The 25,825-nt window shown below is 36.5% G+C and carries 22 protein-coding genes; 10 read left to right on the forward strand and 12 right to left on the reverse strand.

Annotation, left to right across the window (positions count from 1 at the left end):
- Positions 1-80: 80 nt before the first annotated feature.
- From DRF59_RS17810 to DRF59_RS17820, 3 genes are all read left to right on the forward strand, one after another.
- Positions 81-3,119: a choice-of-anchor I family protein gene (locus DRF59_RS17810; protein WP_115963403.1), complete on the forward strand. Its 3,039-nt coding sequence runs from the start codon at positions 81-83 to the stop codon at positions 3,117-3,119.
- A gap of 163 nt (positions 3,120-3,282) precedes the next feature.
- Positions 3,283-3,675 carry a DUF3060 domain-containing protein gene (locus DRF59_RS17815; protein ID WP_115963406.1) on the forward strand — a complete coding sequence of 131 codons (393 nt, stop codon included), beginning with the start codon at positions 3,283-3,285 and terminating at the stop codon, positions 3,673-3,675.
- 3 nt (positions 3,676-3,678) lie between these two features.
- Positions 3,679-4,389 carry a barstar family protein gene (locus DRF59_RS17820; protein ID WP_115963408.1) on the forward strand — a complete coding sequence of 237 codons (711 nt, stop codon included), beginning with the start codon at positions 3,679-3,681 and terminating at the stop codon, positions 4,387-4,389.
- Between the two features lie 58 nt (positions 4,390-4,447).
- On the opposite strand, the gene DRF59_RS17825 is transcribed toward DRF59_RS17820, so the two are convergent.
- Both DRF59_RS17825 and DRF59_RS17830 read right to left on the reverse strand, forming a co-directional pair.
- On the reverse strand, positions 4,448-4,696 hold the full coding sequence (locus DRF59_RS17825; protein WP_045500144.1) for a NifU family protein: 249 nt from the start codon (positions 4,694-4,696) through the stop codon (positions 4,448-4,450).
- Positions 4,697-4,743: 47 nt separating this feature from the next.
- Complete coding sequence (locus DRF59_RS17830) at positions 4,744-5,850, reverse strand: Mrp/NBP35 family ATP-binding protein (RefSeq protein WP_115963411.1); 1,107 nt, start codon at positions 5,848-5,850, stop codon at positions 4,744-4,746.
- Positions 5,851-6,239: 389 nt separating this feature from the next.
- Here DRF59_RS17830 and DRF59_RS17835 point away from each other — a divergent pair, with 389 nt between their 5' ends.
- Positions 6,240-9,041 carry a GH92 family glycosyl hydrolase gene (locus tag DRF59_RS17835; RefSeq protein ID WP_115963414.1) on the forward strand — a complete coding sequence of 934 codons (2,802 nt, stop codon included), beginning with the start codon at positions 6,240-6,242 and terminating at the stop codon, positions 9,039-9,041.
- Between the two features lie 69 nt (positions 9,042-9,110).
- Here DRF59_RS17835 and DRF59_RS17840 read toward each other — a convergent pair whose 3' ends face one another.
- Both DRF59_RS17840 and DRF59_RS17845 read right to left on the reverse strand, forming a co-directional pair.
- Positions 9,111-9,836, reverse strand: coding sequence for a phytanoyl-CoA dioxygenase family protein (locus DRF59_RS17840; RefSeq protein WP_115963418.1), 726 nt, complete (start codon positions 9,834-9,836; stop codon positions 9,111-9,113).
- A gap of 1 nt (position 9,837) precedes the next feature.
- A complete protein-coding gene (locus DRF59_RS17845) occupies positions 9,838-11,088 on the reverse strand; it encodes a dicarboxylate/amino acid:cation symporter (protein WP_115963421.1) in 1,251 nt (416 codons plus the stop codon).
- Positions 11,089-11,309: 221 nt separating this feature from the next.
- On the opposite strand from DRF59_RS17845, the gene DRF59_RS17850 reads away from it, so the two are divergent.
- The 4 genes from DRF59_RS17850 (at position 11,310) to DRF59_RS17865 (ending at position 17,030) form a co-directional block, all read left to right on the forward strand.
- Positions 11,310-11,795: a BON domain-containing protein gene (locus DRF59_RS17850; protein WP_115963424.1), complete on the forward strand. Its 486-nt coding sequence runs from the start codon at positions 11,310-11,312 to the stop codon at positions 11,793-11,795.
- A gap of 6 nt (positions 11,796-11,801) precedes the next feature.
- Complete coding sequence (locus DRF59_RS17855) at positions 11,802-12,221, forward strand: SH3 domain-containing protein (RefSeq protein WP_115963427.1); 420 nt, start codon at positions 11,802-11,804, stop codon at positions 12,219-12,221.
- A gap of 84 nt (positions 12,222-12,305) precedes the next feature.
- Positions 12,306-15,047: a TonB-dependent receptor gene (locus DRF59_RS17860; protein ID WP_115963430.1), complete on the forward strand. Its 2,742-nt coding sequence runs from the start codon at positions 12,306-12,308 to the stop codon at positions 15,045-15,047.
- Between the two features lie 126 nt (positions 15,048-15,173).
- Positions 15,174-17,030 (forward strand): CocE/NonD family hydrolase, encoded by a 1,857-nt coding sequence (locus DRF59_RS17865; RefSeq protein WP_115963433.1) that lies wholly within the window; start codon positions 15,174-15,176, stop codon positions 17,028-17,030.
- A 39-nt stretch (positions 17,031-17,069) separates the two neighbouring features.
- Here the strand turns inward: DRF59_RS17865 and DRF59_RS17870 are convergent, their stop codons facing one another.
- The 3 genes from DRF59_RS17870 to speB form a co-directional block, all read right to left on the reverse strand.
- Positions 17,070-17,678 (reverse strand): alpha-ketoglutarate-dependent dioxygenase AlkB family protein, encoded by a 609-nt coding sequence (locus tag DRF59_RS17870; RefSeq protein ID WP_115963469.1) that lies wholly within the window; start codon positions 17,676-17,678, stop codon positions 17,070-17,072.
- Positions 17,679-17,860: 182 nt separating this feature from the next.
- Entirely contained in the window at positions 17,861-18,703 is an 843-nt protein-coding gene (locus DRF59_RS17875; RefSeq protein WP_115963436.1) for a bifunctional helix-turn-helix domain-containing protein/methylated-DNA--[protein]-cysteine S-methyltransferase, read from the reverse strand.
- Positions 18,704-18,770: 67 nt separating this feature from the next.
- Positions 18,771-19,628 carry an agmatinase gene (speB, locus tag DRF59_RS17880; protein WP_115963439.1) on the reverse strand — a complete coding sequence of 286 codons (858 nt, stop codon included), beginning with the start codon at positions 19,626-19,628 and terminating at the stop codon, positions 18,771-18,773.
- Positions 19,629-19,851: 223 nt separating this feature from the next.
- Between speB and DRF59_RS17885 the strand changes: the two genes are divergently transcribed.
- On the forward strand, positions 19,852-20,511 hold the full coding sequence (locus DRF59_RS17885; RefSeq protein WP_115963442.1) for an HAD family hydrolase: 660 nt from the start codon (positions 19,852-19,854) through the stop codon (positions 20,509-20,511).
- Positions 20,512-20,551: 40 nt separating this feature from the next.
- Here DRF59_RS17885 and DRF59_RS17890 read toward each other — a convergent pair whose 3' ends face one another.
- The 5 genes from DRF59_RS17890 to DRF59_RS17910 all read right to left on the reverse strand — a co-directional run bounded on the left by DRF59_RS17890 (position 20,552) and on the right by DRF59_RS17910 (position 24,892).
- A complete protein-coding gene (locus DRF59_RS17890; RefSeq protein ID WP_115963445.1) occupies positions 20,552-21,946 on the reverse strand; it encodes a type III PLP-dependent enzyme domain-containing protein in 1,395 nt (464 codons plus the stop codon).
- Positions 21,947-22,068: 122 nt separating this feature from the next.
- On the reverse strand, positions 22,069-22,944 hold the full coding sequence (locus DRF59_RS17895; protein ID WP_115963448.1) for a tyrosine-protein phosphatase: 876 nt from the start codon (positions 22,942-22,944) through the stop codon (positions 22,069-22,071).
- Between the two features lie 85 nt (positions 22,945-23,029).
- The gene (locus tag DRF59_RS17900) at positions 23,030-23,659 is read right to left on the reverse strand and encodes a thiamine diphosphokinase (protein ID WP_115963451.1); all 630 of its coding nucleotides are present in this window, start codon (positions 23,657-23,659) and stop codon (positions 23,030-23,032) included.
- Positions 23,649-24,218 carry a cob(I)yrinic acid a,c-diamide adenosyltransferase gene (locus DRF59_RS17905; RefSeq protein ID WP_115963454.1) on the reverse strand — a complete coding sequence of 190 codons (570 nt, stop codon included), beginning with the start codon at positions 24,216-24,218 and terminating at the stop codon, positions 23,649-23,651. Before DRF59_RS17905 ends, DRF59_RS17900 begins: the two co-directional genes overlap by 11 nt.
- Before the next feature lie 89 nt (positions 24,219-24,307).
- Positions 24,308-24,892 carry a hypothetical protein gene (locus tag DRF59_RS17910; RefSeq protein ID WP_115963457.1) on the reverse strand — a complete coding sequence of 195 codons (585 nt, stop codon included), beginning with the start codon at positions 24,890-24,892 and terminating at the stop codon, positions 24,308-24,310.
- 173 nt (positions 24,893-25,065) lie between these two features.
- Between DRF59_RS17910 and DRF59_RS17915 the strand changes: the two genes are divergently transcribed.
- Positions 25,066-25,557, forward strand: a complete 492-nt coding sequence (locus tag DRF59_RS17915) for a DinB family protein (protein ID WP_115963460.1) — start codon at positions 25,066-25,068, stop codon at positions 25,555-25,557.
- Positions 25,558-25,825 lie beyond the last annotated feature (268 nt).

The raw sequence follows: 25,825 nt of genomic DNA on the forward strand, positions 1-25,825 counted from the left end.
TTTTTAAACATTTCTTAAAGTTCCATTAAAACAATTACGAAAGAGAAAGTTCATTTTTGTATTTATCTAAGAGTATAAAAATGATCAATAATTACCTATTAAAAGGGTCTGTGATTGCCGCATTCTTTTTTCAGAGCGATCTTTTCAGCCAGACACTTGTCCATTACTGGAACTTTAATGATAATGCTTCTGTTTCTTCTATTACTTCCCCTTCTGCTACTCTGAACAACGGTTCCCTCACCGTCCTTGCAGGAGGCACCAGTGTGATAGACTTCGCAGGGGGTACCGGACAAAACTTTAATGTTGAAAACCTGAATGCCCGAAACGGAGATGTATCGGGAACGCACTTAAGGTTTAACAATCCAATTGGTGGAGGACTGCAGTTTAATCTCCCTACAACAGGTTACAACAATATAATTGTCAAATTCACAACCAGAAGATCCGGACAGGGAGCAGGAACACAAACCTGGTCTTATTCAACAGACGGGGTAAACTTTATTACTTACCAGACAATACATCCGCAGGACAGCAATCCACAGCTGATCACTTTTGATTTTTCTACTGTACCCGGAGCATCCGATAATCCGGATTTTAAAATAAAGGTAGAATTTTCTGAAACAGGAGGTGGAACCGGAGGAAACAACCGTTTTGATAATTTCACTGTAGACGGTATGGCATCCGGAGGACCTGACACTACCCCACCTTCAGTAACCTATCTTCCCACAAACAACACAAATAATGCTTCAACCACTGTTAACCCTACTATTTCTTTTAATGAAAATGTAAGGCTGACAAACAATACGGCTATTAACGATTCTAATGCACAAAATCTTGTAGATTTCCGTCTCGGAAATGCTGCAGGCACACAAGTTCCCTTCACTACTGCTTTCAGCGGAAATACGATTACCATCATACCGGCTTCCGGCATGATGCCTGGGCAGACTTACTATTTGGCCCTGAAACCCAATACAGTCGAAGATTTAAGCGACAATGGAATAACAACAGTAACTTCCAGTACATTTACTACAGCCGGAACTACAGTTTCCTTGGAAAAGAACTTTATTAAAGTTAATGAAAATGCGGGAAATCTGGCATTCAAAATCAATGTCAGCAACCCTTCAGCAGCAACAGTTAACCTTGTAGTTAAACCAGCTCCGTTCAGCACGGCAGACAATAATGACTTTACTTTAGCCAATCAGACAATCAATATTACTCCATCCACAGCAAGCTATACGGTTAATATTCCCATTATAGACGATACACAGGAAGAGCAGCAGGCAGAGTATTTTGTTGTGAGCCTTGAAAATCCAACCGGAGCTACCATTTCAGCAGACAATTCGGCAACGATTTATATTGTAGACAATGATAAGGCTGCCCCGGTTCCTTCCAACCAGATCCAACTCAACTATATCGGCAGTTTTGATCCTTCAGGAAACAATAACAGCTCTACAGAAATTGTTGTACATGATGCTTCCACACAAAGATTGTTTACGATAAGTTCTATTACCGATGTTTTTGATATCATTGATTTCAGTAATCCGATAACTCCGTCAGTGATCAGTACAGTGAATATGGCTCCTTACGGGGGAATTACAAGTATTGCTGTTAAAAACGGAATTATTGCAGCGGCATCCCCCAATACCAATCCGCAACAAAATGGCTCCGTAGTCTTTTTTGATATTAACGGAAATTTTCTGAAACAGGTAACTGTAGGAGCTTTACCGGATATGGTAACCTTTACTCCGGACGGGACAAAAGTAATTACAGCCAATGAAGGTGAGCCCAATGATGCCTATACTGTAGATCCTGAAGGCACAATCAGCGTTATTGACATCTCAGGAGGAATAAGCAATCTTACACAAGCAAATGTTACTACTCTTAATTTCAATAGTTTTGATAATCAGCTGACTGCTCTTACCGCTACAGGGTTAAGAAAAATCAGGACAAACAATACATTGTCACAGGATCTAGAACCTGAATATATTACCATCAGTACAGACAGTCAGAAGGCCTGGGTAACATTGCAGGAAAACAACGCTATTGCAGAAGTGGATCTTATTACCAAAACCATTACAAATATAGGGGGGGTGGGTAAAAAAGACATGAGTCTTCCAGGTAACGGATTTGACGCATCAGATAATAATGGGGAAATCTTAATTGCCAACTGGCCCGTGAAAGCTTATTATATTCCGGATGCAGTCCAGAATTATAAGGTAGGAAATACTCATTATATTGTAACAGCTAACGAAGGGGATGAAAAAGATCTTTCAGGATATAGTGAAAGAACAACAGTAGGGGCTAATGGATATTCCCTGGATACTTCTGTTTTTCCTAACTCCACCATATTGAAGGCCTCTCATAACCTGGGGAGATTCCGGGTGTCATCCGCTACCGGAAATACAGACGGAGACACGGAATTTGAAGAAATTGCAGCTTTGGGGGCACGTTCTTTCTCCATTTTCAATACAGAAACAAAGCAAAGAGTATATGATAGCGGAGATCAGTTTGAAAGATATATTGCTGCAAATCATCCATTGATCTTCAATACTGATAATGAATCCAACGGTATTAAAAACAGAAGCCGCGCAAAAGGTCCCGAGCCTGAAGGAGTTGCTTTGGGCACAATTAACGGACAGACTTTTGCTTTCATTACACTGGAAAGAACAGGAGGGGTTATGGTGTATAATATTACTGATCCTGCAAACCCTGTTTTCACTGATTATAAACACTCACGTACAACTTCTGCATATGGTGGCGATAATGGTCCGGAAGGAATCATTTATATTGCACCTGAAAATACAACAACAGGAAAAGGATATGTCATCATTGCCAATGAAATAAGCGGAACCTTGTCTATGTATGAAGTAGCAATATCCCCTACTTTAGGAACCGGTGAAACAAAAACTACAACCTCAACCTTTAATGTGTTTCCTAATCCTGTACATAAAGGGAATATTCTTTACTTCAACAGAAAACAGGATTATGAACTGTATGATATGTCCGGAAAACTGATTGGAAAAGAGAAAAATGCTTTAACAATCAATACGGCAAATCTTTCAACAGGGATTTACCTTGTCAAAACCTCAGAAGGACACTTTAAGAGGGTTATTGTAAAGTAAGATTATATCTTTTATAAATTATATTAAAGCTTCGGAAAACCGGAGCTTTTTTGTTGGTTAATATTCTTTCATCAATCCGATATTTAAGATCATTTAACTTTTAAATTAAAAAGAAACATTATTTTTATCCCTATATTTACCTTCAACAAAAAACCAAATCATAATGAAAAGTATTCGAACAGCAGCTGTCCTGACAATCTTCTTACTTGGAACAGGAAAAGCTTTTTCCCAATCCAGAAAAACAGAATCTACAAAAGGGGTAGAAAAAACCGACAATGATAAAAAAATAGAAGTAGATGGTGTAGGCCATAAACTCAACTATACACTCAACGGAGGAATCGCTGAAATTGAAGGAGCTGATAATACCGTGACCATTAAAGGAAGTGCCAAAAAAATTTCTGTATCAGGAACAGGGAACAAGGTTTATATAGATAAAGTGGATAAAGTAATCATAGAAGGCGGAAACAATACCATATATTACAAAACTTCGGGTACAAAAACAGGAAAACCAGATGCCTCACTTACAGGTGTGGGAAATAAAGTGAGTAAACAATAATATATGTTTGGATTTTCACTGGATACTGGTAAATACCCTGAAATTATTACTTTGATAGATGAGGTAAAAAATATAGAAGGACCCCACCCTATTACCTATAAAAAAGTCAGATTAATCAACGTTGAAAATATCCCCGGCTTTATATCTGCAATAGAAAATTCATCACGCAAATATGAAAATAATGGATACATTCATATCCTTGATCAGCAAAGAACAATCGTATCAGGAACTTTTATCAGCAATTTAAAAGTAGTTAAATCCAAAAATAATAATGTTACTGTAAGCGGTAATGTATGGAATCAGCCTCGAGGCTATCAAAAAGCCTGGGACATGAAATTAAATAATAAAATTACAGAAAAGAATATCTGGAAAACTTTCGGGAAAGATGAACTTCAGGGATGGCTTGTATATGCCTTGCATACTTGTAAGCCTGGCTCAGAAAGAAAAAATATCAAAGTTGAGATCGATGGAAATAATTTTCACAATCTAGATGGCTTTTTTTGTACATTAGGAGAAGACATCAATGGTATTGCAGGATATTTCGGACGTAATTTACCTGCTTTGTATGATTGTTTAGGCGGAGATTTTGGAGTCAAATCAATTTCAGAACTCATTTGGACTAATCATAAAAGGAGTAAAAAAATATTGAAGAAAAAATTTACAGATATCATTAAAATTTTTGACCATTTTGATACCAAAGTGTCATTGAAGTAGCCCAATAAAAAGACAGGCCTGTTATTAAGCCTGTCTTTAAAATATCTCAGATAGATTCTTACTCTACGTTTACTACTTTTTCGATTTCCGGAGCATGTTGCTTGATTGTATTTTCAACCCCTAATTTAAGAGTGGAAAAGTTCAGCGAACATCCGGAGCAGTTACCCAAAAGTTTCACAAACACCTGATTATCTTTCACGTCAATAAGCTCAATATCACCTCCGTCTTTATTTAAAAACGGTCTGATGCTTTCCAGAGCTTCCATTACTCTTGTTACTGTATCTTCGTGCGTTATATTTGTTTCCATATTTTTCAGTTCAATTCGGTTCTTTCAATTCTGCCTGAAAGTCATTATTATTTTGCTTTTGGTGAGCATCCTGCCATTGTTGAAATCTTTACGGCTTCAGTAGGAGGAAGGTTTTTATTTCTTTCCACTAAGCTTTCAACCATTTTTCTGGCGGTTTCAGTATAGATTTCTGCAATTTTAGATCCCTCCTGAAGCGCCGCCGGTCTTCCTACATCTCCGGCTTCTCTTATACTCTGAATTAAAGGAATCTCTCCCAGTACCGGAATTCCGAGATCTTCAGCCAGATATTGTGCTCCCTGGTTTCCAAAGATATAATATTTATTCTCAGGAAGTTCTTCCGGTGTAAAATACGCCATATTTTCGATTAATCCAAGAACAGGAATGTTAATACTTTCCATCTGGAACATTGCAATACCCTTTCTTACATCTGCCAAAGCTACATGCTGAGGAGTACTTACAATCACAGCACCGGTCACAGGAACCTCCTGGATGATTGAAAGATGGATATCTCCGGTTCCCGGAGGAAGATCAATTAACAGAAAATCCAGTTCTCCCCATGCTGCATCTCTGATCATCTGGTTTAAAGCTTTTGAAGCCATTGGACCTCTCCAGACTACAGCCTGGTTTGCTCCTGAAAAATAACCGATCGAAAGCATTTTTACTCCGTAATTTTCAATAGGCTTCATCATATTTTTACCATTAACTTCTACAGAAATCGGCTTTTCACCTTCTGTATCAAACATGGTCGGAACAGATGGTCCATAAATATCCGCATCCAATAATCCTACTTTAAAGCCCATTTTTGCTAACGTTACTGCCATATTTGCAGAAACTGTAGACTTTCCTACCCCTCCTTTTCCGGAAGCAATAGCGATAATATTTTGAATTCCGGGAATTTGTTTCCCTTTAATCTGACTCTGCTGAATTTCACTAGGTTCCGGAGAAACGATTTTAAGTTTTAAGTGAACATTTTCTCCAAACTCACTGGCAAAAGCCTGTTTCATGGCAGCTTCCAGCTTTTTCTTTTCATGCATTGCAGGCGAATGAGCAGTCATGTCAATATAAACATCATCACCCATAATCTGAAGATTATTCACCAAATCGTCTACTTCTATTTCTTTAAGGAAATTCTGAACCTTTTCTTTCGTCAACATACTAAATATAAATTGTTCACAAATTTACGCATTTTTTTCATAATTTAGAATCAATAAAATCTATAACATCAGGTGATAAATCAGATCATTAAAAGTTTTTTCCATTCATTTTAAATAATCTCAACAAGCTTCGGATATAAAGGCTCATTCCTGCAATTCCTGACTTCTGTTTGTTTTAAAGAAATTTTCAAGAACAAACCCGTTTACCTTGTATTTTTAATTTTCCTAGTTATACTTGAGAAAATACAATGCCCGGAGACAGCAAGATTACTGAAAGTAATGCCTTCTTCATGAATAAATATTATTTTCAGATAAGCCAAGCCCTGATATGCTTTTGTTATATCCTGTTTTACGGTTTTTCGATATATTCGCTGTTATAAAATAATGATATGAAAAAAAGTCTGATAGGATTGTCTTTATGTATTGTTCAGATACTATATGCCCAAAACTACTCTCAATATGTTAACCCTTTTATTGGTACAGGAGGTCACGGACACACCTTTCCGGGTGCTATAGTCCCTTTCGGAATGGTACAGCTGTCTCCTGACACCAGGATCGACGGAAGCTGGGATGGTTGCAGTGGTTACCATTATTCGGATTCTGTCATCTACGGGTTTTCCCATACCCATCTGAACGGAACCGGAGTTTCGGATTATGGGGATATTATGCTGATGCCCACGATGGGAAATCCAAGCCTGGACAGTAAAGAGTATTCTTCAAAATTTTCACATAAAAATGAAAAAGCAGCTGCAGGATTTTACTCGGTTAAGCTGGATAAAAGTAATATCCATGTACGCCTGACTGCCACGAAAAGGGTCGGCTATCATGAATATACCTTCAATAATACAGGTAATGCCAATATTATTCTGGATCTTAATCACAGAGATAAACTGCTGGAAGGTGAGGTAAAGATTATTGATGATAAAACCATTGAAGTTTTCCGAAGAAGCGAAGCCTGGGCAACCAATCAGTATGTTTATGCCAGAATAGAGTTTTCAAAACCAATGAAAGTATCTAAAAAAGAGGTTAATGGAAAACAGGAAGCCGGACTTTACACCGGAACAAAACTTGCCCTGGCCTTTTCATCTCATGTTAATAAAGGAGAAAAAATTAATATAAAAGTATCCCTATCCCCTACAGGATACGAAGGAGCCGGAAAGAACATGCTGGCAGAAGGAAGATCTTCGGATTTTGAAGCTATAAGAAAACAGGCGCAGGCTGAGTGGGATAAAGAACTGGCAAAAATAGAAGTCAGATCTGATGATAAAGACAAGCTGTCTGTTTTTTACACCGCTTTGTATCATGTTTTTACACAACCTAATATCAATATGGATGTCGATGGAAGATACAGGGGACGGGACAATAAACTCCATACAGCCAATGGCTTTGATTATTATACTGTATTTTCACTTTGGGATACTTTCAGAGGAGCACACCCTTTGATGACCTTAATTGACAGAAAGAGAACTGCAGATTTTATCAATACATTTATCAGGCAATATGAACAGGGGGGAAAACTTCCGGTATGGGAACTCGCTTCCCATGAGACAGAATGTATGATCGGCTATCACGCCGTTTCTGTAATTGCTGATGCAATGGCCAAAGGAATTCAGGGGTTTGATTATGAAAAAGCTTTTGAAGCCTCTAAAAATTCTGCAATGCTGGATATTTTTGGTTTAAATGCTTATAAGCAAAATTATTTTATCAGTGTAGATGATGAACCGGAAAGCGCTTCAAAAACAGTGGAATATGCTTATGATGACTGGTGTATTGCTCAGATGGCTAAAATTTTAGGCAAGAAAGAAGATTATCAGTATTTCATGAAACGTTCCCAAAGCTGGAAAAATCTTTATAATCCCCAAAACGGCTTTATACAGGCAAGAAAGAATGGCAACTGGTATGGGCCGTTTGATCCGAGGGAAGTGAACAACAATTACACTGAAGGGAATTCGTGGCATTATTCTTATTCTGTACAACAGGATATTCCGGGGCTGATTTCAGCTCATGGCGGAAAGGAAAAATTTGAGCAGTTCATTGATGCCATCTTTGCTGCACCGGATAAGACAACAGGTAGGGAGCAGGCAGACATTACAGGATTAATGGGACAATATGCCCAGGGAAATGAGCCAAGCCACCATATTGCTTATCTGTACAATTTTGTAGATAAACCTGAAAAAACAGATACCAAAATCAAATATATCCTTGATAATTTTTATAAAAATACTCCGGATGGTCTCATTGGGAATGAAGACTGCGGCCAGATGAGTGCATGGTATATTTTAAGTTCAATGGGAATTTATTCTATAACCCCGGGATTGCCGGAATGGGAAACTACAACTCCATATTTTGATGAAATCAAAATTCACCTTGAAGATGGTACCACAAGGACTATTACTAAAAATACAGAAAGGGCAGAACTGAAAAAACTGGGGTTTGAAAATGTAAAACCCGTTAAGGATTTTAAATATGCCCGGCTTACAGCTTCTCCCGTCATTGCAGCAGACCGGATCTTCGATTTTTCCACTAAAGTTGAAATTATTCCCTTACATCAGGATGATAAGATCTATTATATGACAATGGATGAAAATGACGCCAATAAGAGAAAGACATTTATCCCTTATAAGGGCCCTTTTACCATTACTAAAACCACACAGGTTATGGCATATACCGAGAGAAGCGGAGAAAAAAGTTCTGTGACAACAGCCAGTTTTAACAGAAGGCCTAATTATTGGGATATTAATATTCTGTCAAAGGTTACTCCGCAGTACAGTGCCACCGGAAGTCTTGCTCTTATTGACGGAATCAGAGGAGACATCAACTGGAGAAAAGGTGAATGGCAAGGATATCAGGGACAGAATTTTGAGGCGGTTATTGACTTTCAGTCTCCTCGGCAGATTAAAGAATTGTCATCTACTTACCTCCAGGACAGTAAAGCATGGATCCTGATGCCGAAAAAGGTAGAATATTATGCATCAATGAATGGCAAAGACTACATTCACCTTAAAACAATTGACAATAGCATTGATCCTAAAGATGAAAAAGTTCAGATTAAAGATTTTACGACTGAAATTCTGCCTACCGAAGCAAGGTATCTTAAAGTAAAAGCATATTACTTTGGTAAACTTCCTGAATGGCATCAGGGAGCCGGTGGTGATGCATATATTTTTATTGATGAAATCTCTGTAAAATAGTTCAAACAAGCAAATAAACAAACATAATAAGTAAAAACCCTGCGGAAAATTTGCAGGGCTTTTTATTTTTTACCGGTTCATTTTTTCCGACCATTGTAAGGTTTCGGGAAGCTCAATATCTGAAAATTCAATATGGATAACCCTTCTTCTTTTCCCATTTGTTGTTCTGTTTGAACCATGAAGGGTGAGCGGTTTCATAATCATAATTCCTCCTTTCTCTACGTTACAGATTTCCTCTGCTTCTACCGTCCAGTCAATAGTTTCCGGCCTGTAAATACCCTTTCTGTGGGATTTGGGTATGACTTTCAATGCTCCGTTATTTTCATCCGTATCATCCAGATGAATTCTGATAGTATAGATATTCTCCAGAATATTCAATGGAGGCTGCACAGCAAACTGATTCTGTTTCGTTGTCCACGGCCCGAAGCCTGGTAAATCCGTCTTGTTATCAACAGAAATGGTCAGATCCTGATGATAAGCCACATACCAGTTTGAAGTTTCAGGTTTATCAAAGTAAATACTTTTTACAACAAAATATTTCCCTCCAAAGATGTCTTTGATTATTCTTTTAATGTTTTCGTTAAAAACCACACTTTTGATTTCGGGAACTTCTTTTAAAAACTGCCTCACCGCGAAGAGGTCTTCAGACTTTCTGAAGTTTTCTTTTGAAGTATCTGTATGCAAAAGAATACTGGTTATCTGTTCAATTTCTTCCTTTGAAAAAATCCCGTTAATAACAGTAAAGCCATATTCAAGAATATGGCTTTTATAGTTTTCTAAGTTGCTTAAATTCATTTTAAATTTTATCTATAGGTTCGGTTAACTGACCTTCCCACTTTGAAACAGCAGAAGTAGCCAATGTATTTCCCAGTACATTTGTCATGCTTCTTCCCATATCACAGAAGTGGTCAATTGGTAAGATCAGCGCAATACCCTCCGGCGGGATTCCAAACATTGAGCAGGTTGCCACAATAATTACCAATGAAGCTCTCGGTACACCTGCAATACCTTTGGAGGTAAGCATTAATACCAAAAGCATGGTAATTTGCTGTCCAAGAGTCATTTCAATCCCATAAATCTGTGCAATAAAAATAGAAGCAAAGGTCATATACATCATACTTCCATCCAGATTAAAAGAGTAACCCAGCGGCAGAATAAATGATACTACCCTGCTGTTACAACCAAATTTTTCAAGTTCTTCCACCAGCTTCGGAAATACAGCTTCCGAACTTGTTGTGGAAAAAGCAATCAGTAGCGGTTCTTTAATTCTCTTCAACAAGTCAAAAAGACGGTTCCCAAGAATAAGATACCCTACCAATAAAAGTACCAGCCAGAGAACCCCTATTGCAAAGAAAAAATCTCTAAGATAAATAGCATACACTTTAAATATTTCAAAACCATTTGTTGCCACTACCGCTGCAATAGCTCCTAATACTCCAAGTGGGGCAAACCACATGATATATCCCACCATTTTCAGAATGGCATGAGCAATAATATCAAAAAGCTTAACAACGGGCTGGGAATATTCTTCTCCTAAATTTGCAAGAGCAACTCCGAACATAATGGCAAACACTACTATCTGAAGGACTTCATTGGTTGCAAAGGCTTCAAACAAACTTTTAGGAATCATATGTTTTACAAAGTCTTCCATAGAAAAACTCTTACTGCTTTTAAGAAGCTCATCAGCAGAAGCAGCATCCTGGATTGGTAATTTTGTTACATGACCGGGCTCCAGCCAGTTAACCAGGATTAACCCGATAAAAAGGGAAATCAGAGAAGCGGAAATAAACCACAGCATGGCTTTTGTTCCTACTCTTCCGATCATTTTAATATCACTCATTTTGGCAATTCCCACTACCAGGGTAGTAAATACCAACGGGGCGATGATCATCTGTACCAACCTGATGAAAACAGTTCCCAGCAATTTTATATTTTTGGAAAAAGGTTCCGCACTTTCCGGATACTTCACGTGTACTATACCTCCAATACCTACTCCCAGAATAAGTGCAATAATAATTGCTATAAAAAGTTTATTTTGTCCTTTCATATATATAGTTCAATTTGCGCAAATATAATGGTTTTTCAATTGGCAGAAGATTTTCTTCAAATCATGTTTAACATTACTTTACGTTTCTGAAACAAAAAAATTAAATTCCTGACTAAGAAAATATTGCAAAAAATTTAAGAAACATTTATTGAATTTTTATTCTTTTGGTACAAATTTTATTATTACATTTGATTGTGTAACAACATTAATAAATATACAATATGAAAAAAACTATCGCAATGGCTGCATTAGCTGTAGCTGTATCTTTCGGAGCGGTTTCTTGTAAAAAGAAAGTTTCTGATGCCGATCTTCAGACTCAGGCTACAACTGTAGTAACTTCTAATCCCAATGCTTCTGTTGAAGTAAAAGAAGGCGTGGCACACTTAAGCGGAACTTTTGCAGATCAGCAGTCTAAGGACGCCATGATTGCAAAACTAAAAGCAATCAGCGGAGTAAAAGATGTAATGGATATGTCAACTATAGCAGCACCTGCTCCTGCCCCGGTTGAAACAGCATCTGCTGTGGATCCTGCAGTTCAGAAAAAAGTTCAGGATGCTGTAAAAGATTTCCCTTCTGTAAAAGTAGAAGTAGTAAACGGAGAACTTACACTTACAGGAAATGTTTCAAGCCTACAGGCAAGAAAGATCAAAGAATCTGTAGATGCTTTGAAGATCGGAAAGTATAACAATAACTTAATTGTAAAATAATTTAAGATGAGTACATTACAAGATAAATATTCAAGTGTTGTTTCAGCAGCCCAGTCTGCAGGAATTTCAAATCTTCAGGTTCAGGAACAGGATGGAATTTTATATGTTTCCGGAAATGCTTCCAACACTGCTGCAAAAGATGCGGTATGGAATGCTTTAGGTGCTATTGACTCTACTTATTCTGCTTCAGATATCAATATTGATGTACAGGTAGCCGGACTTGCTTCAGGCGCTTCTTTAACTGTAGCTACAGAAGAATCTAACCTTAATATCAGACAGGAGCCTTCAACTGAAGCTGCTGTAGTAGGAAAGGCAGCCAAAGGATCTTCTGTAACATTGATAGAGCAGACTTCTGACGACTGGTGGAAAGTAAAAACTGCTGACGGACAGGAAGGATATGCTTATTCAAGATATCTGAGAGCATAATTTCACAGAAAATTAATTTCAGAAATATATTGAGGAACATCCCTATATTGGGATGTTTTTTTATTTTTACGACTTTAAAACTAAATGAAGAAGACCCTGCTGTTATTATTGGTTTTCATATGCAATATCCTGATTTTACATGCCCAAAAGCTGCATATTGACGGAAAGGTATCTGATTCAGGCAAAAAACCAATTGAAAATGTAACCGTTTACCTGCTGAAGGCAAAAGATTCATCTATTGTCAACTACACTGCCAGCAATAAAGAAGGTAATTTCTCCCTGAAGATTGATGCGCTGGAAGAACCTTCTGTTCTCAGAATTGATGCTGAAAATTTGTTTTACTCAAAAAGATTTGAAAAAATAGATCAATCAATTTCTTTAGGAGATATAGTGCTTGAAAAAAAAGCAATAATTAATATTGACGAAGTGAAGATTACAGTATCTCCTGTTAAAATAAAAAAAGATACTGTAGAATTCAATGCTTCAGCAATCAAGGTACGTCCTGACAGTAAAATTGAAGAACTTCTGAAACAGATTCCCGGTGTAGAGATCAGTAATGATGATAAAATTACCGTGAACGGAAAAGAAGTAGATCAAATCATGGTAAATGGAAAGCCTTTTTTTGATAAAGACGGGAAAATGGCTTTACAGAACCTTCCGGCAGATATTATTAAAAATATTCAGTTTACCACTACCAAAACAAAGGACGAGGAACTTAGCGGAAAACCTCCTAAATCTCAAAATACAACCATCAATTTTAATATTGATGAAAAGAAAAACAAAGGACTCCTTTCAAGAATTACTGTTGGGTATGGTTCTGATAAGCGGTATGAAGGCAGCGGGCTTGTAAGCTATTTTAAAGGAGATACCAAAATCAGTATTTTAGCTTCATCCAATAATATTAATTCAAAAAGTATTTCTGCTGATGAGGTTTTTGATAATATGGGGCGCAGCAGTAAAGGCTCCGGCACTCAGGGAGGCGGAATTCAAAAATCCACCACTATTGGTGTAAATTTCAACGACAAGCTTTCAAAAGATGCAGATCTTGATAACCTTAGTATAAAATATTCAGATTCTGATAGAGAAACGCATTCCAAGATTTCCAAAACCACACTTCTTCCTGACTATACCCTTAAAACCACTTCCGAAAACAGCAGCAGCAATGAATCAAAGCAGTACAATTTTGACAGCTCGGTCAGAATTAAACTTGATTCGTTAACGAATATTTATATTTCTCCATCATTTTCCGGATCAGAAAGCTTTAATTACAGCCAGACACGGTCTTCCACTTTAAGAGATGACAAACTTCTTAATGAAAGCAGTTCTTCAGGTACTACCAATAGTACAAACAATACCTTCAGTCCCAATATTTATTTTTCAAAAAACTTAAAGAAAAAAGGGCGTGTAATATCTGCTACAGTCAACAGTACAATTTCTGAAGCCAAAAGCGATCAGCTTAACCAATCACAGAATACATTTTATCAGGAAACCGGAGCTGTTACTACAGATAACCGGAATCAGATACAAAAAAATCAAAATCAGAATGATCAATACAATTTCAGTGCAGGCTATACTGAACCTCTCTCAGACTCGGCTACAGTAGGTATGGAAATAAAATACAGTTCCAAACTGTCCAGAGATTCCAGAGCTGTAAATGATTTTGATCCTGCTACCGGACAATACTCTAAATACAATACAGAATTATCAAACAGTATGCAGCAGAGAATCAACCAGTTTTCGCCGGAGCTTTCTTTTTCCGTCTTTAAAAAAAAGTTCAACATCTGGACTATTGCCAATCTTGATATTTCAGATATGAAAGTACTTTCCGTATTTAAAGGACAACAATATGATCTTCAGAAAAACTTTATTCTCCCAAGATACATGATGAATTTTCAGTATGCGTTTTCAGATCGTAAAAGAATAACATTCTCCAATTCTGCCAGCTTCAGTATTCCGGCTGCAGAGCAGCTGATTCCTTATCATGATGAGTCTAATCCCCTGATCTCCTACACTGGAAATCCCAACCTGAAAAATTCATGGATGAACAGCAGCAGCCTTTCATTTAACAGCTATAATCTTGTTAAAAATTTTCATTATTATATCACCCTTGGGTTCACCTACAGGAACAATGATGTGGTTAATTACAGTAAATATGATAATAGTGGAAGACAGATTATTACGTATGGTAATATAAGTGGAAATAAAACATTTAACATCAGCACTAATTTCAATAAATCCTTTAAATGGGGAGATAAAAAAATGACCATCAGCCCGAGATTTAGTCTGAATTATGTTTACAATAATGGTTTTATCAATGGACAGCTGTTCAGGAGCAATTCATACAATATCAGCCCCGCATTGAATTTTGGCTTTGAAATTAAAGATAAACTTACCATAAAACCATCTTATAAAATAGGATATAATTTTTCTAAATATTCCAACTATACGGTTGATCAGGTCAATACTACCAACCAGTCCCTGAAACTTGAGCTGACCAATTATCTGTTCCAAAGCAGATTAGTCTTCGGAAATGACTTTGAATACAATACCAATTCGAATATTGCTCCCGGATTTAAGAGGGATTTCTATTTCTGGAATACCAGTTTGGGATATTCATTCTTCAAAAAGCAGCTTACGGCAAAGATCAAAGTGTATGATGTACTGAACCAAAATCAGAGTGTACGAAGAACAATTGCAGATTCTTATTTTGAAGATCGTGAAGATCTGATCTTGAAACGGTATATTATGTTTTCATTAAGTATGAAGCTAAATAAATTTTCCGGTAAAAAACCTAAGAAAAAGCAAAAACAGGACATGAAGTTTTAAAAATCTTGATGATTTAGAAATTCCAGGCTAATAAAAAATTGAAAAATCATCAAATGATGCCATAACCAAAAGGTTTGACGGTATAATTTGCGTTTTTATTTCTAAATTAGCTGTAAATTTTTTTCTATGAAAGTCCATATTTCAGTTTTATTTATTCTTTTTTTCATTCTTAGCAAAGCACAAACGGAACAAAAAGACCACTTTGTCAAAGATAACTTCACTAAAAAAGAGTTTTATATCCCAATGCGTGACGGGGTAAAACTTTTTACTGCGGTATACATTCCGAAAGATATTTCCGGCAAAAACAAATATCCCTTCCTGATGCAGAGAACCTGCTATAGCATTGCTCCCTATGGTGAAAATGAATATAAAACCAAGTTGGGACCGAACACTTATCTGATGAAAGACAAATATATTTTTGTGTATCAGGATGTACGCGGAAGATATATGAGTGAAGGTAATTTTACCAATATGACTCCTCAGGTAGAACGTAAAACAAAAAAAGATGTTGATGAGAGTACAGATACTTATGACACCATCGAATGGCTTTTAAAAAATATTAAAGATAATAACGGTAAAGTGGGTCAGTTTGGAACTTCATATCCAGGATTTTACACTGCTGTCGGAACATTGGCACAACATCCGGCACTGATCGCCTCATCTCCCCAGGCTCCGATTTCTGATTTCTGGAATGATGACTTTCTTCATAACGGAAGATTTATGCTAGGTTATTTCAGAACATTTCCCGTTTTTGGAGTTCAGAAATCAAAACCTGAAAAACAAGCCTGGTATATGGATTCTTTCATTAAACAAACCTCTGAGGATGGCCTGAAATTCTACAGAGAACTGGGTACCCTGAAAGATGCATACGAAAAATATTACAAAAATAATTTCTTCATGACAGAAATTATGAATCATACCAATTATGATGAGTTCTGGCAAAAAAGAAACCTTCTGCCTCACCTGAAGAATATTAATCATGCGGTAATGACCGTAGGAGGATGGTTTGATGCGGAAGATCTTTCAGGGCCTTTGAATATTTATAAAACAATTGAAAAAACAAGCCCAAAAGCTAAAAATACAATTGTTATGGGACCTTTTTCACATGGAGGATGGTCCCAGGAACAAGGTAAGCATTTCCACAGTGAAACGTATTTCGGAGATAGTATTGCGACCTATTACCAGAAAAACATTGAAACAAAGTTCTTTAATCATTATCTGAAAGGGAATGCAAAAGAGGATGCGGGGCTCCCTGAAGCACTTATGTATGATACCGGGGCTAAAGAATGGAAAGAATTTGCTACTTATCCTCCTGAAAATGTGCAGAAAGTTAATTTCTACTTAGCAGACAAAACATTAAAAAAGATATCCGGGCAAGGTTATTCAGAATATTACAGTGACCCTGATAATCCCGTTTTAAGTTCTGATCACCTGAAGGATTTCAATGGTTTCACTCCTAAAAATTATATGTCCGAAGACCAGAGATTTGCAGTCGGAAGGCCGGATGTGCTGACTTTCACCACAGATGTACTGACAGAAGATATTACTTTTGCCGGAGAAATTATGGCTAAGCTTAATATTGCTTCTACATCTACTGATGCAGATTTTGCTGTAAAGCTGATTGATGTGTATCCTGAAGATTTCAAACCTGCTGAAAAGAAAGAGGGGGTAATCTATGGAAACTATCATCAAATGGTGAGAAGTGAAATAATGCCTGCCCGGTTCAGAAATACAAGAGAAAAAGGAGAAGCATTGGTTCCCAACCAGAAAACCGCTGTAAATTTCAGGCTTCAGGATGTAGTTCATACTTTCAGAAAAGGACATAAAATCCAGATTCAGATCAGCAGTACATGGTTCCCGCTTTTTGCAATCAATCCTCAGAAGTTTTTAGATAATCCTAACTTTGCGGCCAAAGAAGATTATACAAAAGCATTTATTAAAGTATACAATGACAGTTCTATTGAAGCTGAAGTTTTAAAATAACAACAAAAGGTGGCTGAGAGAACTCAGTCACCTTTTTCTTTATTCCTCAATGGTCCTGAATGTCAGGTTTACTCTCGGAGTTTTTATTTTTGTAGTTGGCGGCAGCCTGTGGAGCCAGTGATCCTGAGTGGTCCCCTTCATTACCAGTAAACTTCCGTTCTCCAATAATATTTCTATTTTTTCTTTTGTTGTTTTATGCTTAAATAAAAATTTCCTTTCTGCACCGAAGGTCAGTGAAGCAATAGCTCCATGCTTTTTCAGATCGGTTTCGCCATCACTGTGATAAGCCATTCCTTCACTTCCGTCATGGTATAAATTAAGCAGGCATGAATTATACGTTTCGCCTGTAACCTCTTCACATTTCTGCTTTAATTCCAACAATTCCGGTGTCCAGAACTTTGCATATTTTGTTCGTTTGGAATAAGTATATTCAAAAGCTTTTTCACCAAACCACGCTACTTTTCTTTTGGTTAGGATTAATTTTCCAAAGATCACCGCTTCATCATTTTCCCACGGAATCTGATTAAAAAGATAGTGGTAATACTGTTCGGACTTTTCTTTAGAAAAAACTTTTCCATAATAATGAACAGTCCCGTCATGCGGAAGTATGTTCAATGGATTTTCTGATATTTCCTCGAAAAGACTCATCATAGTTTAATAATGTTTTGTTTTGTAAAAGTACAATGAAAAGTGTATAATTTTAACATCAAATGCAAATTACACAAATATGATCAGGGTCCTAAATGAAACGGTAAGGAACATAACCTGTATACAAACCTTAGCCAGTCTTCTCCGGACTTAGGCTCTGTGTGACTGTAAATAAATTTGTTTCAGGAGTAAATCTGTGAACTTTCCCAGCCCATTATCAGCTGTTTCCTTTCACTGCCCCAGCGGTATCCTCCCAGATGGCCGGTAGATTGAATAACCCGGTGGCAAGGGATAAGAAAAGCGACAGGATTACTTCCGACAGCTGTTCCTACAGCTCTGGACGCTTTCGGGCTTCCGATCTTTTCTGCAAGGCTGCCATAAGTAGACAGCTTTCCCATTGGAATTGTCAGCAGGCTTTCCCAGACTTTAAGCTGAAAATCAGTTCCTTTCAGATGAAGTTTGATTGTATTTAACCTGGTCCAGTCTTTTTCGAATATGGACAAAGCATTCTTTTGAAGAGCGTCCTGTTTTTCAAAAAAAGAGGCATTGGGGAATTTATGTTTCAGATCCCCCAATGCTGTTTCTTTATTACTTTCAAAAGCCATATAACAGATCCCTTTTTCTGTGGAAGCAACTGCTATATTTCCAAACGGACTTTCTGAAAAGCTATAATTGATCACAAGGTTTTTTCCGCCGTTTTTATATTCTGCAGGAGTCATTCCCTCTATTTTCACAAACAGATCATGAAGTCTGCTCGTGCTGGAAAGTCCCGTTTCATAAGCGGTATCAAATAAACTTGCCTTTTCTTCTTTTAATAAATTTTTAGCATGTTCAAGGCTAATGAACTGTAAAAATTTCTTCGGGCTTGTTCCTGCCCAGTCCGTAAATATTTTTTGAAAATGAGCCGGACTCAGGTGAATATTTTCTGCCACTTCCTCCAAACTTGGCTGAAGCCTGAAATTGCTCTGTATATATTCTATCGCTTTGGCAATTCTGTTATAATCAATTTGATTTTGTGTGGACATTTTATTCTTTTTTACCTCACAAATTTCCAAAGAATATACGGCAGAAAAAATCCGATTCTTGCGAAATTTAGTTGTTATTATAAATATCGTAGTAAGCAAGCATTTTGTAGTATAGCTTAGCAGACAGGAAAGCTGTTGGCTTAGCCATTGGAGAATCCATTAATTCTACAATATCAAATGCCACTACATTACATTTTTCAAATACTTTTCTTAACAATTCCAATGTCGGATACCACTGTAATCCTCCTGGCTCAGGAGTTCCTGTAGATGGAGCAATAGCAGGATCAAAAGCATCTAAGTCAATAGTGATATAAACATTTCCGGAAACTTTTTCCAATACATCATTAATCCAGTTCTCATTATTTGCAATTTCATGAGCAAAGAAAACCCTTCCTTCCGGTAAATACTGAGCTTCTTCCACGTCCATAGAACGGATTCCCACCTGTACAAGATTATGTTTCTGGTTCGCTTCAAAAACAGCACAGGCATGATTTGAAGTGGATCCATGAAACTCAGGACGCAAATCTGTATGAGCATCCAACTGAAGAACTGTTAAGTTTTCGTATTTTTCACCTACAGCACGGATAGAACCTATTGATACAGAATGTTCCCCTCCAAAAAGAGTAAATAACTTCCCTTCATGGCCCAAAAGCTCTTTTGTTTTCTGGTAAACTGCTTCTGTCATCGCTTCCGGAGTTGAATTTTCAGAAACTTCCCCGGCAAGATATACTCCCTGCAAGTAAGGTTCAGTTTGTGTTTCAATATCGTAAAGCTCCATATTTTCAGAAGCGTCTAAGAATAGTTCGGGACCTTTATCAGCTCCCTTACCCCATGTTGAAGTTCCATCATAAGGAACAGTTACCAACATTACTTTCGAATTCTCTAGCGTTGCGTTTTCCTCGGGAATTCCTGCGTATGTTCTCATGCTTTATTTAAAAATTTAATGTTTAAAGATTGAAATATCAAAAGCAAAGATACGAAGACTTTGTGAGTTTGCGGTAAGAGTTTTAAAGTTCACATCAGCCGTTGGAGATTAAGCTAAGATGATACTGAACCCTGAAAAGTCACACTTAAAACTACAATATCTGTATTCGATATGGGTTTTTAACTTTCACCTCAAATCCCTATTTTTGTATAAAACTTTCAATATGTCTTTAAAAGCTGTTCTTTTTGATATGGATGGAGTGATTGTAGATACAGAGCCATTACATAGAAAAGCTTATTTCAAAACGTTTGACGAGTTGGAAATTACCGTTTCCGAAGATCTGTATACTTCTTTTACAGGTGCCTCTACCAAGCGGGTTTGCGAAACACTGATCCAAAAGTACAATTTAAGCCATACCCATGAAGCCATTGCCGGTATTAAAAGATCTCATTTCAAGGATTATTTCTATAATGATGAGGAATTTGACCTGATTCCGGGAGTAAGACAGTTGATTGAGCATTATCATGAAAATGGAATAAAACTTATTCTGGCCTCTTCAGCAACAATGACTACCATCAATATGGTCTTTGAAAAATTCGGGTTGGAAAAATATTTCAGCGGAAAAATAAGTGGTGCAGACTTAAAGGAATCAAAACCACATCCGGAGGTCTTTCTGCTTGCTGCTGAAATGGCAGATGAAACTAAAGAAAACTGTATGGTGATTGAAGATTCTACAAATGGAATTCTTGCTGCGCACCGAGCTGAAATTTTCTGTGCTGCCTACAGAAGCCCTCATTCAAAAAGCCAGGATTACACCTTAGCAGATGTTGTAATTTCAGATTATGAAGAACTTGAACTGGATAAAATTTCAAAATATTTTTAAATAACAAAGCTCTCAGATTTTGAGAGCTTTATTTTAAGATTTATTTATATCCAAGAAGTTTCAGAACATCTTCGGGTTCTTGCTTTTCACGGAAAATTTCATATTGGAATTCTCCGTTTTCATCTTTCTGGATCAGGATATGTCTTGGCTGAGGCATCAGACAGTGATGTACTCCTCCGTATCCTCCAATGGTTTCCTGATAAGCTCCGGTATGGAAAAATCCGATATATAAAGGTTTTGTATCACTGAATACCGGCAGATAAATCGCATTGGTATGTTGCTCAGAGTTATAATAATCATCTGAATCGCATGTTAGCCCTCCCAGGAAAACCCTCTCATAGGTATCTTCCCAACGGTTAAGCGGAAGCATGATAAAGTGTCTTGAAATTGCCCACGTATCAGGAAGCGTAGTCATGAATGAAGAGTCAATCATATTCCATTTTTCTCTGTCATTCTGACGTTTCTGAGAAATAATCTTGTAAAGATTAGCACCACTTTCTCCTACGGTGAAACTACCAAATTCAGTATAGATATTGGGTTCTTCCACCCCTTCCTCTTCACAGAATTTTTTGATCTGGGAAACGATTTCCTCCACCATATACTGGTAGTCATAATCAAAGTTTAAAGAAGTTTTGATCGGGAAACCACCACCGATATTAAGAGAATCCACTTCAGGAGCAATTTTTTTCAAACGAGCATAAACACGAAGACATTTATATAATTCGTTCCAGTAGTAGGCCGTATCCTTGATCCCGGTATTAATGAAAAAGTGAAGCATCTTTAATCTTGCGTTGGGATGCTCTGCAATTTTCTGACTGTAGTATGGGATAATATCTTTATACCCGATTCCCAGTCTTGAGGTATAAAATTCAAACTTCGGTTCTTCTTCTGAAGCAATTCTGATCCCTATATTAAATGTGGAATCTATACTTTCTGTCAGCTTATCAAGCTCACGGTAATTATCAAGGATGGGAGTAATATTCTCAAAACCGTTATTGATCATATCTGAAATTTTTGTCAGATAATCATCCGTTTTGAATCCATTACAGATCACTTCAATATTTTTATCTACTTTACCGTTCTCATAAAGGGATTTCACAATATCCATATCATATGCAGAAGATGTTTCAATAGAAATATCATTCTTCAGGGCCTCTTCCAATACGAAGTTAAAATGGCTGGATTTTGTACAGTAGCAGTAGGTATAATTCTTTTTATATTCGGTTTTCTCAAAAGCTTCCTTAAACCAGCTTTTGGCTTTCTGAATATTTTGAGAAATTCTCGGCAGATAGCTAATCTTTAGCGGAGTGCCAAATTGTTCTACAACATCCATCAATGGAATATCGTGGAACAACAAATTGTTCTCAGAAACATTAAATTCCTCTGTAGGAAAATATAATGTCTGATCAATAAGTTCCGAGTACTTTATTTTCATTTCTAAACAAGTGAATTAAGAAATGCAAAATTGCTAAAAAAGTTTGATTTTTAGGTGTTAAAATTATTATAATTTTAATTAATGACCGGATATTATATTCTGTAAAAATTTCCAACTGATAATCAGTAGGTAAACTTTTGAATGTACTCTTTTCTTTTATGTTCAGAAATTCCCAAAACCCTTTCAATATAGACATCCGCAGAACCATATTTCTTATTAATCTCCTCAAAAGCTGCGTCAAGGTATTTTTTTTCTACCCAGCTCAACTTTTCCAATACCTGCAAATCCATTTTCGGATACAGAAAATGCAAAGTATTTGCAAGTCTGAGCCGTTTCTGAACCAGCTCTTCACGGTAATTATTGGATAGAAGATATTCATTATAAATTGTTTCCCTGTCAAACTTCAGGATAGTCAGAATCAATGCCGTAATAATTCCGGTTCTGTCTTTACCTGCAGTACAATGATAAAGAACCGGATCTTTTGATTCCAAAACCGCTGTAATGATAGTCTTTAGGGTTTCCGGGTCCTCTGTTACATATTCACGGTAGAATTCTGTCATCCTTTTATCTGCATCAGAGGCATCCACTTTACCTTTGAGTACCAGTTTCCTGGCTTGCGACAGCTGATCTCCTTCATCCTCAAAAGCAGAATATTTCTTATATATTATATGGTGAGGAATCTGATCCGGCTTTTGAACTATTTCCTTCGGATTTCTAAGGTCAATGATTTCCCGTATTCCCAATTTTTCAATCTCGTCAAAAGATTTTTTTTTCAATTTATGAAGATGGGCACTTCTGTAAAAAATCCCTGCTTTTAAAACTCTTCCTTCTGTATTTTCTATATTTCCTATAGTACGGAAATTGGTTACTTTCTTGATTCTGATCACTTTCTCAGTTTCATTTTTTCCATATTCTGGGGTTTCAAAATGCTGGGTCTTACATGAGAAAATACAGAACAATAAAACCGTAATAACTGATATTTTGATTAATTTATTCAATAATTTTTAATTTAACCATGATAGATTCATCTAAAAGAAGTCTTTCTCACTGTTGAGATGTACTTTTTGTATCTGAAAATACAATTTATAAATAATTCTTCCCGATAAAAATCAACAGATCCCCTTTTTCATATTCAATGGATACCTCATCTTCCACCGCAAAATTACGGGTTCCGATTCTGGATGTAATGTTTAAGTTTCCATTTTGCAATGGCCAGTTCAATCCTTTTGTTGTAATATTTTCAGCTATGGGAAAAGGATATAAAGAAACCATTTTGTCTTTTATTCCCTTTACTATAATTTTTTTGGGTATAAAATAATATTCTGAAAACTCATCATAAAATTTCAGGTCCATTTTATGTTTAAAGGCATAAGCAACAGTCAGGTTCCCCAGAAAATGGTCCTGTTCACCTCCGCTTCCTCCAAAAACATCAACACTCCTTCCTCCCTTTTCAATAATTATATCCAAAGCTTTATAAAAATCTGTTTGGTTCTGGTCTGGTGTATGAATAAATTTTTTCTGGTAAATACTCTCATCTGAACCGGAATGCGAATCAAAATCGCCGGAAATAAAATCGAGTTTATCCAAAGGAAAATCCATCCTTTTTAAATAATGAAAAGCGCCGTCAGTACAGGCTATCAAACCATAATTTTCAAGCTTCGGGAAAGATTTCGGTGCTTCCCCATTGATGAAAAGCAATACTTTATCTTTCATTCGGATTCCAGTACTCTTCCGGTTCGTTGTTTAGTTTTGAGGTATACCTTGCTAAGACAAAAAGATAGTCTGAAAGTCTGTTTAAATATTTAATGAGTTCAGGTCGTACTTCTTCAGATTCATTTAAAAACACCAGTGAACGTTCGGCTCTTCTGCAGATCGTTCTGGCAGCATGTAAAAAAGTAGCAGGTTTTCCACCTCCCGGAAGGATAAAGTATTGAAGAGGCTCCAGTTTTTCATCAAAAGCATCCATCCATTTTTCCAATTCTTCAATCTCAGCTTCTGAAATAACTAATGGAAGACGCGATTTTCCATTTGCCAGCATTAGTTTATCCACCGGTGTTGCAGCTTCGGAACCTACGGTGAATAAATCAAACTGAATTTTTTTCAATTGTTTCAAAACCTCGCTGTCGTCAATATGGCTTTTTGCTATTCCGATAAAAGAATTAAGCTCATCGATATTTCCATAGCTGTCAACCCTGGCGCTGGCTTTGGAAACTCTTGTTCCGCCATAAAGTGCCGTTTGACCTTTATCTCCTGTTTTGGTATAAATTTTCATACTACTAAAATACTTTTTTTTGTACAATGTGAAAAGTAAAAGTATCACTGATACCAAATAAAATGGCCGGAAACCCGGCCATATCCAAATTATTTATTTACCTCTACATATTGTATTACGGTCTGATTTTTTGGGTTGTAGATAATTGTACTACTGTTTGGAAATCTTTTAAGTTTATAGTATTCAATACTTTTATCATTTTTAATATCCTCCAGGAAACCGGTATCAAAAGTGTTTTCGGGAAGAAATTTTGAAATAAAACTTATTTTATCAATAATACTCTGCCCATCAATTTTACGGGCTGTTTTATCTGACTTATTCTCATCGGTAGAAGGCTGTTTCTCCAAAAAAACCAACAATGGTGTAATATCGGCTTTATACTTAAACAGGTAGCCCTCAGAACCATTAGGAAATTTAAATTTCTTTCCTTTTTCTTCTGAAACTATGGTTGCACCTGCAGAAGGAAAAACCTCACTGAATTTAACATCCTCAGAATTTGTCAGGGAACTTATAGATTCACTGACTGTTTTTCTGACTGTTTCTTCAACAGCTTCCTGCGCTTTTTGCTGTACTGTTTCTGTCGTTTTCTGAACAGTCTGATCAATCTTTTCTTCAATTTTATTACATGATACTAATAAAAGAGCAGTAATAACTGGCAAAATATGCTTCTTCATAATTCTAAATAATAGTCTTTTTTATTAATATACTTTTTCTCTAACGGAAAACTAGGTCAGGATATTTGATAAAGAAATAAAATATTTTTTGTACCCAAAAAAATCTACTGACAACCTGTTGTCATACCCTGCCTTTATCTTTGTATCAACAATAACACAAAAATCATACAATTATGACAACTACAGCAACAGCTACAAAGCAATTCATGACAACTGAACAATTATTAAAGCACTGGCAAGGACACAGAAACCTGACAAGGAGAGTAATTGAAGCTTTCCCTGAAAAAGAATTATTTGAATTTTCAGTAGCGGGGATGAGACCATTTGCAAAGCTTGCAATAGAGCTGATAAGTATCGGCGGACCTGCTTTAAAAGGTATTGTAGAAAAAAACATGGAAGCTTATAATGAAGAAGGATTTGCTCCAAAAACAAAAGCAGAAATCCTAAAGAAATGGGATGAAGAAACTGAAGTCATTAATCACTATTTCGGACAGATATCTGAGGATCGTTTTCAGGAAACTTTCAATTTATTCGGACAATATGAATTCCCGGTATATGAAAATATCCTGTATTTTGTAGACAATGAAATCCATCATCGTGGACAAGGATATGTTTACCTGAGAGCTTTAGGAATTGAACCACCTTTCTTCTGGGAAAGATTTTAATAATCAAGGAAATTACAAAAGCTAAGCCACTCTAAAACTCAAGTAAATAACTCATATCAATCCAATTTTTAACAAGCAGCTTATGGTATTAGCAATTGTATCCCAATAACCATTTCATCTTTTTGCGTTAATCAAGTCTTTTAAGAGGCTGTCTCAAAAGGACAGCCTTTTTTATGGGCGTATTTTTTTGTAACTCATATTTTTCAATGAATTTTTTTTTTTTAGATTATATTTTTGAGTTATTATGGTAGAATAAAGCAAAGGAAGG

Origin of the sequence: Chryseobacterium flavum (assembly GCF_003385595.1) — a bacterium.
In the GTDB taxonomy this organism is placed as follows: Bacteria; Bacteroidota; Bacteroidia; order Flavobacteriales; family Weeksellaceae; genus Chryseobacterium; species Chryseobacterium flavum.

Excerpts from the sequence above, each read along its gene's own strand:
- speB (WP_115963439.1), bottom strand. The coding sequence starts at position 19,628 with ATGAGAACATACGCAGGAATTCCCGAGGAAAACGCAACGCTAGAGAAT.
- DRF59_RS17845 (WP_115963421.1), bottom strand. The coding sequence starts at position 11,088 with ATGAAAGGACAAAATAAACTTTTTATAGCAATTATTATTGCACTTATT.
- DRF59_RS17860 (WP_115963430.1), top strand. The coding sequence starts at position 12,306 with ATGAAGAAGACCCTGCTGTTATTATTGGTTTTCATATGCAATATCCTG.
- DRF59_RS17910 (WP_115963457.1), bottom strand. The coding sequence starts at position 24,892 with ATGAAGAAGCATATTTTGCCAGTTATTACTGCTCTTTTATTAGTATCA.
- DRF59_RS17865 (WP_115963433.1), top strand. The coding sequence starts at position 15,174 with ATGAAAGTCCATATTTCAGTTTTATTTATTCTTTTTTTCATTCTTAGC.
- DRF59_RS17885 (WP_115963442.1), top strand. The coding sequence starts at position 19,852 with ATGTCTTTAAAAGCTGTTCTTTTTGATATGGATGGAGTGATTGTAGAT.
- DRF59_RS17855 (WP_115963427.1), top strand. The coding sequence starts at position 11,802 with ATGAGTACATTACAAGATAAATATTCAAGTGTTGTTTCAGCAGCCCAG.
- DRF59_RS17810 (WP_115963403.1), top strand. The coding sequence starts at position 81 with ATGATCAATAATTACCTATTAAAAGGGTCTGTGATTGCCGCATTCTTT.
- DRF59_RS17820 (WP_115963408.1), top strand. The coding sequence starts at position 3,679 with ATGTTTGGATTTTCACTGGATACTGGTAAATACCCTGAAATTATTACT.
- DRF59_RS17915 (WP_115963460.1), top strand. The coding sequence starts at position 25,066 with ATGACAACTACAGCAACAGCTACAAAGCAATTCATGACAACTGAACAA.
- DRF59_RS17870 (WP_115963469.1), bottom strand. The coding sequence starts at position 17,678 with ATGAGTCTTTTCGAGGAAATATCAGAAAATCCATTGAACATACTTCCG.
- DRF59_RS17830 (WP_115963411.1), bottom strand. The coding sequence starts at position 5,850 with ATGTTGACGAAAGAAAAGGTTCAGAATTTCCTTAAAGAAATAGAAGTA.
- DRF59_RS17900 (WP_115963451.1), bottom strand. The coding sequence starts at position 23,659 with ATGAAAGATAAAGTATTGCTTTTCATCAATGGGGAAGCACCGAAATCT.
- DRF59_RS17905 (WP_115963454.1), bottom strand. The coding sequence starts at position 24,218 with ATGAAAATTTATACCAAAACAGGAGATAAAGGTCAAACGGCACTTTAT.
- DRF59_RS17875 (WP_115963436.1), bottom strand. The coding sequence starts at position 18,703 with ATGTCCACACAAAATCAAATTGATTATAACAGAATTGCCAAAGCGATA.
- DRF59_RS17835 (WP_115963414.1), top strand. The coding sequence starts at position 6,240 with ATGAAAAAAAGTCTGATAGGATTGTCTTTATGTATTGTTCAGATACTA.
- DRF59_RS17890 (WP_115963445.1), bottom strand. The coding sequence starts at position 21,946 with ATGAAAATAAAGTACTCGGAACTTATTGATCAGACATTATATTTTCCT.
- DRF59_RS17840 (WP_115963418.1), bottom strand. The coding sequence starts at position 9,836 with ATGAATTTAAGCAACTTAGAAAACTATAAAAGCCATATTCTTGAATAT.
- DRF59_RS17815 (WP_115963406.1), top strand. The coding sequence starts at position 3,283 with ATGAAAAGTATTCGAACAGCAGCTGTCCTGACAATCTTCTTACTTGGA.
- DRF59_RS17850 (WP_115963424.1), top strand. The coding sequence starts at position 11,310 with ATGAAAAAAACTATCGCAATGGCTGCATTAGCTGTAGCTGTATCTTTC.
- DRF59_RS17825 (WP_045500144.1), bottom strand. The coding sequence starts at position 4,696 with ATGGAAACAAATATAACGCACGAAGATACAGTAACAAGAGTAATGGAA.